This is a genomic window from Synechococcus sp. BL107 (assembly GCF_000153805.1).
In the GTDB taxonomy this organism is placed as follows: domain Bacteria; phylum Cyanobacteriota; class Cyanobacteriia; order PCC-6307; family Cyanobiaceae; genus Parasynechococcus.
Genome location: NZ_DS022298.1, coordinates 1,390,148 through 1,402,933 on the forward strand (window position 1 = coordinate 1,390,148; position 12,786 = coordinate 1,402,933).

The window sequence follows — 12,786 nt, forward strand, 5'->3', positions numbered from 1 at the left end:
CCCTTAGTCCGTGAACGCATCATGTTGCCTAGCTTCAGTGCAGCTCAGGAGCTTTTGTATGGTTTTCACTCCAAACAGCGCGAATGACTTTCTTGGCGATTTAGAAAATAGTTATCAACGTCGAAATATTGTCCATTTTATAGCTGGTTCCTCAATCCCTTTGTTGCCTGATCATGTTTGGATCGTTGTCCGAGGAATGATCAAGTTGAGTTGTCTCAATGAGCAGGGTGAAGACACTCTGCTTGGGATATTGGGTCCTAATCAGTGCTTTGGCGAACCATTCACAGATCTCGAACTTTGTGAGTCCAAGACCTTGAGCGATTGCGATCTGTTGTGCATATCAATGGACGAAATTACATCGACTCCTCATTTGAGTGCCAACTTGATGCATTGTCTGATCAATCGGTACCGTCAATCAGAATCTTTTATTGCCCTGTTGGGTCTGCGGGGAGTACAAAATCGTGTTTGTGGTCTTCTTGAATTGCTTGTTCAAGATTACGGCCAACCCTGTGACCAGGGACTCCTGCTGACGCTTCGAATCACGCATCAGGAAATTGCTAATGCTCTTAGCACCACTCGCGTGACAGTGACGAGGGTGATGGGTATTCTCAAAGATCAGGGTTGGTTGCTACACGATAAAGACCAAAGAATTATTGTGAAACATTTACCCAAAAGAAAATTTTAATGATTTTTTGTTGGCGTCTGATGAATTAATTGTCAGCTTTGGTTAGCAAAAGCGATATCCAAATCCCCGTACCGTTGATAACTTGGTCGGATCTGAAGGATTGGCTTCAATCTTTTCACGTAACCAGCGAATATGTACGTCGACTGTTTTTCTGTCGCCAATGTAATCAACTCCCCAGATTTGGTCAATTAAATCATCCCTGCTCCAAACTCGTTTAGGATTCTGAATAAATAATTCCAAGAGCTTATATTCTTTGGGTGACAGTTTGAGGTCTTTACCACCTCTGGTAGCCCTACATTCCTCAGGAATAAGTTCCAGATCGCAGCATTCAAATTTGTCCAGTAAGGATCGACTCAAGGGGTGTCTGCGCAACATGGCTCGACAGCGTGCAACGAATTCCCGATTGCCAAATGGCTTAACGAGATAGTCGTCGGCTCCCACCTCAAGGCCTAAAACGCAATCGGACTCTACATTCTCATCATTGATAATAAGAATGATGGATTGAATATTATTCATCCTAAGCTCCCTGCATAGATCGAAGCAGTTCAGTCCTTTTGTTTTTCGATCTAAAATGATTAGCTCATAAGCGTCTTGTTTTAATAAATCTCTAGCATTTTTAGCATTCGCAGCTGTGGTTATAAAGCCTTCATCGTTAAGTACGTCGCACAGTGAATCTTGTGTTGCGTTGTTTTGTTCCAGGACCAGTACGCGAGGATTATCAGAAATGTCGAAAAAGTTCGTGGTCATGCTGATTGGGCCATCGCTAGGAATTTCACTAGGGAGTGAAATGATCTGCTCGTTTACTTTAGCCGCCCATTCTTGCTTAGGAGTTGCTTAACCCACGCTTAACCTCTCGATGAATGCTTGTTTTGTGGATCTTGATCTGCCAATGATGTTGTCTTGATCAATGAATGAAATCATTGACTCTTACCCCTTCCACATTGTTACTATTTAATAGTCAAATTGATCGTTTTTTTGAATCGTGGCCTCTTGTCGATTGACTGTCTGTCGATCGTGATTTCCATTTCGATTGAATTGGTTCATTGAGTATCTTGTTGCCATTACGTGTTGTTTGAGTTGATAAAAAAAGCGCCCCGTAGGGCGCTTTGGTCAATCGTCTGAACTGAAGCGGATGCTTCTCGAATCAGAACTTGAAGGTGGTTTGAATTAAGCCACCGAAAACTCCCAGGGACTTGTCGTTCCCTTTGAAGTTCTGGGTGTCGTCGCCATAGGGGCGAGACAACCAATACACCGCGGGCGTCACAGAGATGTTATCGGTGACTTGGAACTTGTACCAAAGCTCCATCGCGTAGTTCGAATCGTCGAGGTTGTCACCGCCATTGTTGTCGACTTCAGTCACGAACTGAGGTTGACCAACTGCGGCGCCAAGGGCGTTCCCTTCCATGAACACATCGTTCCAGGTAAGGCCCACCATCCAGCTCGCCATCTCGCGCTTGCTGGTGTTGTTTTCCCAGGCCGAGTTGCCGTTCAAGTAAGACGCACCCACGCCTGCACTGACTGAAGGCATCCAACCAGAGTCTTCAGGACGCCAGAAGGCATTCAAAGACCAGCTGTGGCTGTCTGCATTCGTACGAACGTCCTCACCGTTTTTGTTGGTGACGGTGCAGGGCGTGCCCCACTTGCCGGAAGACGCATACTCAGTGCCGGTGCGGAACTTGGCTCCACACTGCCCATAGCGGTAACCGGCTGCCAGACCCCACTGCTTGTTGCCATAGGCAAGTTGTGAGGTGATGTTGCCCTCGGAGTTGTCGGTCATGAAGCCGCCCGCGTTGGGGTTGCTGTCATTCGCTTCGCCTGAGTCAGCAACGTAGTTCGCTGCGACGGTGAAGTAGGCGTCGCCTTTGTCGACATTCTTCTTGTTGGAATACATCAGACCGAAGCCGCCGCCGGTCTCTTTGTTCCAAACGCCAGGGACACCCAAGGATCCTCCGAAGAAGTCCAAGACCTTCTGACCGCCTTTGGCGTAGGCCGTCGCCTTGTAGCCCATCATCTCGGTGTTACGAGTTAACGGACCCGCCTGCACCGTGAAGCCTTCGCCGAGTGGGAAGCGGTAATACAGACGATCAATTTCAACAAGGTTGCCGCCGGGGGCTGCCGTGTCGAGCTTGTTCAAGCCAACGCCGTTGCCGTCCCAAACACTGTCGTCGCCCATGTTGCCCGCGCGCATGCGGGTGTACAGCAGATCCTTGCCAGTGAAGGAGGTCTTCAGGCCAAGGCGCAGGTCGTAGCTGAGGGAGAAAGCTCCGTACTCAGCGTTGTAGGCCGACCGCTGACCTTCCGATTTTTTGCTCTCTGCTTTGTAATTGTCTCCCGTGGCTTGCGTGCCACCCATGACCCAGACAGATTTTGCCTTGAGCTTGGTGGTGGTGGAGAACTGGGTTGCTTCCAGTTCGCCAACACGAGCTTCGAGGCCGTCAACGCGTCCGCGGAGGATGGCGAGCTCGGTTTCGAATTCTTCAAGAAGGCGACGCAGTTCGTCGGTGACTTCAGTGATGCGGTCGAGACATGCGTTCAGCAGTGCTGCAGCCTCGTAACGGGTCATCGCCCGGTTGCCGCGGAAGGTGCCGTTGGGGTAACCAGCGACGCAGCCGTACTGCTCAACCAAGTTGCTGAGCGCCTGATAGGCCCAGTCAGTTGGGTAAACGTCGGAGAATTGGGTAACGCTGGTGACTTGATCGGCAGAAGCCGCGTAGTCAGAAACGCCGTTGATGTTGAGCTCGGCGGCATTGGCGCCGGAGGCCAGAAGGCCCAGGGTGGCAGGAGCCACCAGCATTTGCTGGAAAAGCTTCATTGAATAGTTCCTCACACAGGAAGCGGATTTGATTGTCAAACCCGACTCATTTTATACATAAAAATGTTCCAATTAAGTGTTCTATGTCACCTGCGGATGGAAAATAGCCCAGGTATATTGATCGCTTAAATTGCTCTTAACCAAGCCTTATTCGCTGCTTAATATTCTTCCGGGGGTTTCATTTTGTTGAGGCCTCAGGTTTGATTTTTGTAAGTTTCGAAGTCTTTGATTGACGCTTACTGATTTTTTGAGCTGCCTAAAAACTGATACGAGCGCTGGGTTGTTTGATTAGCCAAATAAAAAGCCACCCCATTGCTGGAAGGTGGCTTCTTGTTGAGGTTTTGACGGTCGATTCAAAAAATCGGAGCGGCGGGATTTGAACCCACGACCCCTACTACCCCAAAGTAGTGCGCTACCAAGCTGCGCCACGCCCCGTCAAACCAAAGCTATCACAGTGCATTCCGGCGTCTGAGTCGTCGTAGAAGCCGAGCGTTGAGCCGAGACCGGGTGTCCATGGCGTAGTGCAAAAGACGCATCTCGCGCGCCAAGTTGCGCATCTCGCTGAGGCTCATTGAAGCCAATCGAAGTTCTGGCAAGGTCCGCCAGGCCCGAGCTCGCATCGGTAGCGAATCGACCCCATTGATTTGCCCCAAGTTGATGGTTCCGTCGGCGATCCACTCAGGAATCAGCACAACCAGAACAGCAATGAGTCCGTACAGCTCAACCAATCCCCTCGGAAGTGGATGCAGGCGCCGTTGCTCTGATTGATCAGGTCGTTGCGCACTCACTGGGTTGTTCGAGGCGCTCTAGTTATTCCACGATGGCATCGCTGCATCAATTTGCCCCCCGATTGATTCAGATGGCCAACGACTTCGTCGGTTGGTCGGGTTGGTCTCTCCAGAGCAAACCAGGCTCTCGCTCTTGTTCTGGCTTCACACTCATTAGAACCAAGCCAATCACCACAACCAATGTGAGTGCAATGGCAGCCAAAACTTGGCGATCGGTCAATTGATTGGGCATTTGTTGCGTTAGTGCTTCGGGATTGGGCTGTTGTCGCCGCGAAGAACGCAGTGCTGAATGCTCCAGTCGTAGTTCTCCCAAACTTTGTTTGGAAGTTTGTAGGTGGCGCCAGAAAAATCCGCTAGCAATGCCTGGGTCGGCATGGCTGAGCAATAGGGGCGGCTGCCTGGTTTGGCGAGGTACTGCTGGTGGTACTCCTCGGCAAAGAAAAACTGTTGATCCGCCAAGATTTCGGTGGTGATCGGTCCGAAACCACGCTGGTTCAATTCACCTTGGTAAGCCTCTTTGCTCGCATTGGCGAGGAGCAATTGCTGCTCTGTTGTGGTGTAAATCGCTGAGCGGTATTGGCTGCCCGTGTCGTTGCCCTGGCGGTTGCCTTGGGTTGGGTCATGGCATTCCCAAAACAATTTCAAAAGATCGCTGAAATCGATCGCTGGCGTGCTCCAAACCACCCGGACGACTTCCGTGTGGCCAGTCCGACCTGAACACACCTGGTTGTAGGAAGGATTCTCAACGGTTCCGCCGGCATAGCCCACGGCAGTACTCACCACACCTGGTAAGCGCCAAAAGCCCTTTTCGGCTCCCCAAAAACATCCACAGGCAAACACCGCTTCTTCTTGGTCATCCATTAATGGAGCCCGTAGAGCTGTCCCCAACACCGCGTGGATGGCAGCCTTTTGTTGCTCGTCACTGCCACCAGAAGACAGCCAAGAGGGAAGCATGGTGATTCAATCGTGGAGCTGAGCCTAAGCAGCTCCTTCGTTTTCGGTGACTGGCTCCAGCTGAATGTGGTTCAGCAGGGTGGTCACAAAGGCAAACAGTAAAAAGGGAAGGCTGAGCACAAGGATCAAACCAACACCCACCAATGCAAATAAGGGACGTGATGAACCCATCAGCGCCAATCCGGCAGCAAGGCTGACAAAGATCACCACCATCCATGCCAAAACTTGGCCGTAGATGTCTCCGAAGGAGAGCGTGCAGCGCATCGCGAGGGGGGATCCGGCTGTCATCACATTCAGTCGCCTTGCATTAGCTAAGCCCCGAACGGCGTATTTGGCCGGCCCGTGTCCTACTTCTTTAAGAAGCCATCGCGTCGAGCTCTTCCACTGCTTGCTCTCGTTCCCAAAGACGGCGATAGACACCAGCGATCTGAATCAGCTCGTTGTGGTGTCCTTGTTGAACGATTTGACCGTTGTCCATCACCAGAATCCGATCGCAAGCAGCTGCTGCTGAGAGTTGGTGACTGATCATCACAATTGTGCGCCCATCTTGCGCACGAATGGAGTCGAGAATCGCTGCGGCCGTGTTGTTGTCCACGCTGGCGAGGGCATCATCCAGCACCAGAACTGGGGCATCCACCAGGAGGGCGCGACCGAGGGCCGTGCGTTGGCGTTGCCCTCCACTCAACGTGATTCCCCGTTCTCCCACGATCGTCTTGTAGCCGTCGGGGAAGCCTTTGATGTCGTCAGCCAATCGTGCTTGAGTTGCTGCCGTTTCCACTTGAGCCGTGTCGGCCTCCGGCTCCCCGTAACGGAGGTTGTCCGCCAGGGTGCTCGTGAACAGAAATCCCTCTTGGGGAACGATGGCCACGTCGTGGCGTAGCTCCTGTAGGGCGAGATCGGTGATGTCGACTCCATCGAGGAAGAGTTCTCCTTCCGCCACAGGCACCATCCGTCCGAAGGCCCTGGCCAGGGTTGTCTTCCCACAGCCAACAGCGCCAACCACCGCCACCAACTCGCCGGGTTCGATCGTGAACGTCAGTCCGTTGAGGGTGTCGCGATCAGCCCCGTCGTAGCGAACTCTGAGATTGCGAGCTTCGAATCGGCCGCGGGGCTCATGCTCCTGCTTGGTAATAGAAATTGTGGAGGTTCGATCCTGGATCGCTGGTTCGCGTTGGAGAAGTTCTTCCACGCGTTCAAGACTCACTTGTCCGGTTTGAAAGGTGTTGAGCGTGAATCCCAACAGCGCTGTGGGGAAGACCAATTGCTCCACATAAATGATCAGAGCCACCAAACCGCCAATGCTGAGCGTTCCTGACTCGAGTTGGCCGCTACCGATGGCGAGCAGCAGCAGCAGCGAAATCGATGAGATTCCCTCCAGCAGCGGGAAGAGTGTGCTGCGGGTCCGTGCGAGGCGGATCGCACTGTCGCGATAGCGCCGGTTTCGCCCCGAAAATGCATCCTGTTCTGATGCTTCTTGTCCATAAATTTTGATCGCACCGATCCCGGATAAATCCTCCTGAATCAGGTTGCTTAACCCCGCAAGTTCTTGTTGTTGAGCCCGCTGTTGGCGCATCATCCGACCACCAAACAAGCGCACCGTGCCAAGCATCAGGGGGTAAAGCCCTACAGCAGCCAGGGTGAGTTTTGGATCAATCGCCAGCATCGCCGGCAATGTCATGGCGTAAGCCAAAAGCGTGTTGGTGAGGCTGAGAATGGCGAATCCAAGCAATCGGCGAATGTTTTCAACATCGCTGGTGGCCCGGCTGATCACTTCGCCGCTACCGGTGGTTTGAACCCAGTTCGGCTCCTGCCGCAACATGTGTTCAAACAAACGTTGTCGGAGATCCACTTCCACCTGGCGACCAATCCCAAACACCAGCTGGCGTGAGATCAATCGAATCACCGCCATCGTGCTGGTGAGCACCACGATCCAACCCGCTTGCCGAAGGATTCCTGTGTATGAAAACCCCTGCTGTAACTCGTCAACGACGTTACGAACCTCAAGCGGAATGGTGACTCTGAGGAAATTGACCAGAACGAGCGCGATGGCTCCGATCACCACCGTTTTTCGATGGGGTCGTAAATAACGGCCGATCAGATCAAGACGGAATGCGGCCATGCGGAGGTCCGTTTGGTTGAACAACCTAGGCATTTGCCGAAGCAACCCTGGCAAGCCACCGGCTGATTGGTAATAGTGGAAGTGTCCCCATCACCTGGCCCGGCGTGCATCGCACCCGGGCTTTTTTTCTGGCTGTCATGGCTGAACTGCCCTCCACGATTTCTTGGCCCCAGCGTCTTGAGCAGCTCCTGCAGGGGCAGGATCTATCGGCGACTGCGGCGGCGTCGTTGATGCAAGCGTGGTTGGCGGAGGAGTTATCACCTGTTCAAACAGGTGCCTTCCTCGCCGGTTTGCGTGCCAAAGGGATAGTGGCCGATGAACTGGCCGCCATGGCCTCTGTGTTGCGTGGGGCTTGCCCACTACCCTGCGACCGCCCCGATTTAGCGATGGTGGATACGTGTGGCACCGGCGGAGACGGTGCTGACACCTTCAACATCTCCACGGCCGTGGCGTTCACGGCTGCCGCCCTTGGTGTGAATGTGGCCAAGCATGGCAATCGCAGTGCGAGCGGCAAAGTGGGCTCAGCAGATGTGTTGGAAGGGTTAGGCCTCAACCTCAAAGCACCTCTCACCTCCGTTGTGGATGCCATCTCCACAACGGGAGTCACCTTTTTATTTGCACCGGCGTGGCATCCAGCCCTGGTGAACCTGGCTCCCCTACGTCGCAGTCTTGGCGTTCGCACCGTGTTCAACCTGTTGGGCCCACTGGTGAACCCTCTACAACCTCAGGCCCAAGTGCTTGGAGTTGCGCGAGCTGATCTACTCGATCCCATGGCTGGAGCCCTCCACCAACTGCGGTTAGATCGTGCCGTTGTGGTGCATGGCGCTGGCGGTTTGGACGAAGCCTCCCTGGCAGGTGCGAACGAACTACGCATGATCGAAGCAGGGCAACCGATTGCAACACGCTTGGTCTCACCCGACGATTTAGGGCTGGCCGCTGCACCGCTCGAGGCATTGCGTGGTGGTGATTTGGCAGACAATCAGCGCATTCTTGAGAACGTCCTGAAGGGCCAGGCCACCGTTGCCCAAATGGATGTTGTGGCCTTCAACACGGCCTTGGTTCTCTGGGTTGCTGGTGTTGAACTCGATCTGAAAACAGCCGCTCGACGGGCGTCAGACACTCTCCGCGAGGGTCTGCCTTGGCAAAAACTTCAAGGCCTTCAACGGGTCTTGTCCCATGAAAATGGACAATGAAAGCAAGATGACCCTGTCTTCGGTCCCAATGCCTGGTTCCCCGTCCGGCGAAGCGCACCTCGTTCTCGCCGATGGCACGGTTCTGAGTGGCATCGGTTTTGGACACCGCGGAACAGCGGTTGGAGAGGTTGTTTTTACTACCGGGATGACCGGCTACCAGGAGGTCTTGACCGACCCCTCCTATGAAGGTCAGCTGGTGACGTTCACCTATCCCGAGCTGGGTAATACCGGTGTGAATGCCGATGATCAGGAGGCTGACTCTCCTCATGCTCGTGGGGTTATCGCCCGGCAACTAGCACCTAATTTCAGCAATTGGCGTGGCCAGGCTTCCCTTGAATCCTGGATGGATGACCATCAACTAGTGGGTATTTGTGGCGTCGATACGCGCGCCCTTGTTCGCCATCTCCGTGATTGCGGTGCAATGAACGGTGTGATTTGCAGTGATGGCCGCAGCCCGGCTGCGCTGCTTGAAGAACTGCGGGCCGCTCCTTTGATGGAGGGATTGAATCTGGCCAGTCGTGTGTCGACAAAAGAGTCCTATCGCTGGACCAAGGCTTGCCGCGTCGATTTTGATCAGCGCCTACACAACAATCCCAATCGACCATTCCACGTGGTGGCGATCGATTTTGGGATTAAGCGCGCCATTTTGGATCGTCTAGTGGCCCACGGTTGCGAGCTCACGGTGCTGCCAGCGAATAGCGATGTCGCCACGGTTCGTTCCCACCAGCCCGATGGTGTTTTTCTCTCCAATGGTCCGGGTGATCCAGCCGCTGTGACCCAAGGCATTGCCCTGGCTAAGGATCTTCTACAGGAAGAAAATCTTCCAGTGTTTGGAATCTGCCTGGGGCACCAGATCCTTGGTTTGGCCTTGGGGGGCTCCACATTCAAGCTCGCCTATGGCCATCGCGGTTTGAACCATCCCTGCGGGACCACGGGTCAGGTGGAGATCACCAGCCAAAATCACGGGTTCGCTCTCGATGCGAATTCCCTTGCGTCGGATCAGATCGATGTCACCCATTTCAATCTCAACGATCGAACCGTCGCGGCCATCGCCCACCGTGAGAAACCCATCTTTGGCGTTCAATACCACCCAGAGGCAAGCCCTGGGCCCCACGATGCAGACCATCACTTTTCCCGATTCGTGGCGTTGATGTCTGAACGACGTCGAGTGGGTGGTTGATCACTGACACCATCACTACAATTCGTGCCGAATGCCCGGGGGGCTTGAACCCATCAGCGAGCTTCAACGACTCACCGTTTCACTTCGCGGCGGTTTTGAACAAAAGGATCGATGTCTGGTGTTTCATTTCACCGGGCAACTCGATGCGTATTCCGAAAAACAATTTTCGGAATACGCCTCTGATGTGTTGAAAGCCAACAAACTTCCTGCATTGTTCGATCTCAGCAAGATCGACTTTGTCGACTCGTCTGGATTGGGTGCTCTGGTTCAGCTTGCAAAGCAGTGCACCGATTCCAAACGTGCCTTTCAACTTGTAGGGAACACCCGCGTCGCGCAAACCATCAAATTGGTGCGCCTTGAGGAGTTCCTTCACCTCGTCAATGATGTGCCGACGGCTCTTAGCAACTTGTCGGCTTGAGCGATTGGATTCGAGCCCAAGCTGGACGCGGTGGAGCTGATCAGCTCGGGCCTCTTCAGCTTGCATGGATTGGGGATGCTGTTTGGGAGCTGCATCAGCGCCTTCGTCTGGGAGCTCGTCCAGGACGCTCCGATGCATTGCATAAGGCTGTCGTCGCCGAGGTTCGCGCTGATGCCCAGTCGAACCTTTTGGCCTGGCTTGAACAACATGATTTGCTTCACGATGACGAGCTTGATCTGGTCCGACGGGGTCGTAATAGTGCGGGGCGTGGTCCGCGGCGAGCGGACGCGGCTGTGTATGGAAGGGCCACAGGGTTTGAGACAATGGTTGGCTGGCTGTTTCTGAACAACCCAGTCCGGCTGGCTGAGCTCCTTGATCAACTGGAGATGGCCGGATCCAATTCGATAACCCCGCCCCCAACTCCATGAGCCCTCGCATTGAACGTCGTTCCGGCGGCCCCTCCCGCGATGGTCGCCAGGGAGGGTCTGGCAGTGGTCGCTCGTCTGGAGGACGCCCGTCATCGTCTGGTTATTCCAGCCGGAATTCCGACAGCAGATCGCCGCGGGGATATGACGACCGCCGACCGTCGAGGGAGCGCCCGAGCGGTGATCGTCCTTATGGGAATCGTTCATCCAGCAGTCGCTCATCAACTGAGCGTTATTCGAACGATCGTTCTACGAATGACCGCTTTTCTCGCGATCGCGGCCCTTCCGATCGGTCGTCAAGCGACCGCCCATCGGGTGATCGCTTTTCGAAAGATCGCTTTTCCAGTAATCGTTCGTCTAGTAATCGTCCTCAGAGAGAGCGACCCTCCAGTTACGGTTCATCAGGCGATCGTCCCTACGGACGCCGGGACGGCTCTAGCCCTCGCCCCTACGGCCAAAGGGATCAGCAGGGATCGCGCCCCTATGGACGCCGAGAAGATCGCCGAGAAGATCGTTCTCCGCGCTTTTCAGGTCGCCCTGATGACGATGGCAAGCGTCCCTATGAACGTCGTGATGACCAGGGCGCGCGTTCCTCGGCTCCGAATCGGTTCCGTTCGGATCGCTCGGCCCAAGGACGCTTCCGTGATCGTTCTGAACGATCACCCGATCGATACCGTTCCGGCGATGAACGTCGCCAGTCGTCCCAAAGGCCCCGCTTTGGCGACTCGGCTCCCCGTTCCCAGCGTCCCAATCTGCCGCCCGAGGCTGAAGCCTCGACGCCGCCTGCAGATGATTTGATTTGGGGGCGCCATGCATCCCAGGCAGCCCTTGAATCAGGCCGCCCGATTCACAGGATTTGGTGCACGCCAGAGATGCGCAGTGCTTCCAAATTTCTCCAATTGCTCCGGGAAGCCAAAGCATCGGGTGTGTTGGTGGAAGAAGTCACCTGGGCGAGGCTTGCGCAAGTCACAGGAGGCTCTGTTCACCAGGGCATTGCTCTCCAGACCGCCGCTGCAGACACCCTGGATCTAAACGCCCTCATCGATGGTTGCTCCGAGCTTGGTGAGCCCCCCTTGTTGCTTGCCCTCGATGGGATCACCGATCCCCACAATCTTGGTGCCGTCGTCCGGTCTGCCGAGGCGATGGGGGCCCATGGTCTTGTTCTGCCACAACGTCGGAGTGCAGGTTTAACGGGCTCAGCCGCCAAAGTGGCTGCGGGTGCCATGGAACATCTGCCAGTAGCTCGAGTCGTCAACCTCAATCGCTCCCTTGAGAAGCTCAAGGATTCGGGGTACAGGGTGATCGGCCTCGCCGCCGAGGGAGACGTCACGCTCATGGATGTGGATTTAGATGGTCCGCTCGTCTTGGTGACTGGTTCAGAAGACCAGGGTCTGTCGTTGCTCACCCGGCGCCATTGCGACCAATTGGTGCGGATTCCCTTGCGTGGTATCACCCCCAGCTTGAACGCCTCGGTAGCGACTGCGATGTGTGTGTACGAGGTGGCTCGTCGCAACTGGATGAAGGACATTCATGGCCAGGCTCCGTCGCCGCCGATTGTGCGTCCCCAGGTGAAAACGCAAGTGGTCTCCCCCCCGGTTCCTCCCGTGTCTGAAACGCCCGTGCTCGAAACGATTAAGGCAGAGTCGTCGAAGACAGATCCGTCGAATGTTGATCCTTCGAACACTGAACTATCAGCATCTGACCACGCAAGCGAAGACAACGCATCGCTCAATCGACAGTTGTCCGATACGGGTTCTGAACACTCGGATGTGATGAAAACGGAGTCTCCTCAAGAGGATTCCCCTCCCCTTGCACCCACGATTGAGCTTGATTTGACCGGATCTAAACCTGAACTGGACCTTCAGTTCGATCAGAGCATCAAGCTTTCCCCATAACTGATGAGCTCAATGGCCTGTCCGCAGGTCAAAATGCTCTTACTCACCTTTGCCCCAATGAGCCCCCTGATTCGGCCACTGCGAAGCCTCGCCAATGGCCTCGGTGTTGCCTGGTGGGCTCGGATCCAAACGTCTGGGCCAGATGTCACCTACTGGTTCGGTCCGTTTATCAGCAAATCAGGTTTGGAGTCCCAGTTGTCCACCTTCTTGGACGACATCAATTCCGAGCATCCCCAGTCCATCAGCCATTCATTGCTGCGCACACGAAGGGGTGAACCCTTAACCATCACCAGTGAGGGGTGACAGACGGCTGATAG

14 protein-coding genes and 1 tRNA gene are annotated in these 12,786 nt (G+C 54.6%); 7 read left to right on the forward strand and 8 right to left on the reverse strand.

Annotated features, from left to right (window positions below):
• Positions 1-58 precede the first annotated feature (58 nt).
• On the forward strand, positions 59-685 hold the full coding sequence (locus BL107_RS07190; protein ID WP_037988264.1) for a Crp/Fnr family transcriptional regulator: 627 nt from the start codon (positions 59-61) through the stop codon (positions 683-685).
• A gap of 42 nt (positions 686-727) precedes the next feature.
• Here BL107_RS07190 and BL107_RS07195 read toward each other — a convergent pair whose 3' ends face one another.
• From BL107_RS07195 to BL107_RS07225, 8 genes are all read right to left on the reverse strand, one after another.
• Positions 728-1,432, reverse strand: coding sequence for a response regulator transcription factor (locus BL107_RS07195; RefSeq protein ID WP_009789641.1), 705 nt, complete (start codon positions 1,430-1,432; stop codon positions 728-730).
• A gap of 397 nt (positions 1,433-1,829) precedes the next feature.
• Positions 1,830-3,497 (reverse strand): iron uptake porin, encoded by a 1,668-nt coding sequence (locus BL107_RS07200; protein ID WP_009789642.1) that lies wholly within the window; start codon positions 3,495-3,497, stop codon positions 1,830-1,832.
• A 361-nt stretch (positions 3,498-3,858) separates the two neighbouring features.
• Positions 3,859-3,932 (reverse strand) — tRNA-Pro (locus BL107_RS07205).
• 14 nt (positions 3,933-3,946) lie between these two features.
• On the reverse strand, positions 3,947-4,285 hold the full coding sequence (locus tag BL107_RS07210; RefSeq protein ID WP_037988266.1) for a hypothetical protein: 339 nt from the start codon (positions 4,283-4,285) through the stop codon (positions 3,947-3,949).
• Between the two features lie 67 nt (positions 4,286-4,352).
• Positions 4,353-4,517 carry a hypothetical protein gene (locus tag BL107_RS12630; protein WP_009789644.1) on the reverse strand — a complete coding sequence of 55 codons (165 nt, stop codon included), beginning with the start codon at positions 4,515-4,517 and terminating at the stop codon, positions 4,353-4,355.
• 8 nt (positions 4,518-4,525) lie between these two features.
• Positions 4,526-5,239 (reverse strand): peptide-methionine (S)-S-oxide reductase MsrA, encoded by a 714-nt coding sequence (gene msrA, locus BL107_RS07215; RefSeq protein ID WP_037988268.1) that lies wholly within the window; start codon positions 5,237-5,239, stop codon positions 4,526-4,528.
• Positions 5,240-5,263: 24 nt separating this feature from the next.
• Positions 5,264-5,527, reverse strand: coding sequence for a hypothetical protein (locus BL107_RS07220; RefSeq protein ID WP_009789646.1), 264 nt, complete (start codon positions 5,525-5,527; stop codon positions 5,264-5,266).
• A 67-nt stretch (positions 5,528-5,594) separates the two neighbouring features.
• The gene (locus BL107_RS07225; RefSeq protein WP_037988867.1) at positions 5,595-7,358 is read right to left on the reverse strand and encodes an ABC transporter ATP-binding protein; all 1,764 of its coding nucleotides are present in this window, start codon (positions 7,356-7,358) and stop codon (positions 5,595-5,597) included.
• Positions 7,359-7,495: 137 nt separating this feature from the next.
• Between BL107_RS07225 and trpD the strand changes: the two genes are divergently transcribed.
• Genes trpD through BL107_RS07255 form a run of 6 tightly spaced genes read left to right on the forward strand, consistent with a single transcriptional unit; the run spans position 7,496 to position 12,772 of the window.
• Positions 7,496-8,551 carry an anthranilate phosphoribosyltransferase gene (gene trpD, locus BL107_RS07230; protein ID WP_009789648.1) on the forward strand — a complete coding sequence of 352 codons (1,056 nt, stop codon included), beginning with the start codon at positions 7,496-7,498 and terminating at the stop codon, positions 8,549-8,551.
• A gap of 7 nt (positions 8,552-8,558) precedes the next feature.
• Entirely contained in the window at positions 8,559-9,731 is a 1,173-nt protein-coding gene (gene carA / locus BL107_RS07235) for a glutamine-hydrolyzing carbamoyl-phosphate synthase small subunit (protein ID WP_232192824.1), read from the forward strand.
• A 31-nt stretch (positions 9,732-9,762) separates the two neighbouring features.
• Positions 9,763-10,149, forward strand: coding sequence for an STAS domain-containing protein (locus BL107_RS07240; RefSeq protein ID WP_009789650.1), 387 nt, complete (start codon positions 9,763-9,765; stop codon positions 10,147-10,149).
• On the forward strand, positions 10,146-10,577 hold the full coding sequence (locus tag BL107_RS07245) for a ribonuclease III domain-containing protein (protein ID WP_009789651.1): 432 nt from the start codon (positions 10,146-10,148) through the stop codon (positions 10,575-10,577). Before BL107_RS07240 ends, BL107_RS07245 begins: the two co-directional genes overlap by 4 nt.
• Complete coding sequence (rlmB, locus tag BL107_RS07250; RefSeq protein ID WP_037988270.1) at positions 10,574-12,469, forward strand: 23S rRNA (guanosine(2251)-2'-O)-methyltransferase RlmB; 1,896 nt, start codon at positions 10,574-10,576, stop codon at positions 12,467-12,469. Before BL107_RS07245 ends, rlmB begins: the two co-directional genes overlap by 4 nt.
• Positions 12,470-12,526: 57 nt before the next feature.
• Positions 12,527-12,772, forward strand: coding sequence for a DUF1816 domain-containing protein (locus tag BL107_RS07255; protein ID WP_037988870.1), 246 nt, complete (start codon positions 12,527-12,529; stop codon positions 12,770-12,772).
• Positions 12,773-12,786 lie beyond the last annotated feature (14 nt).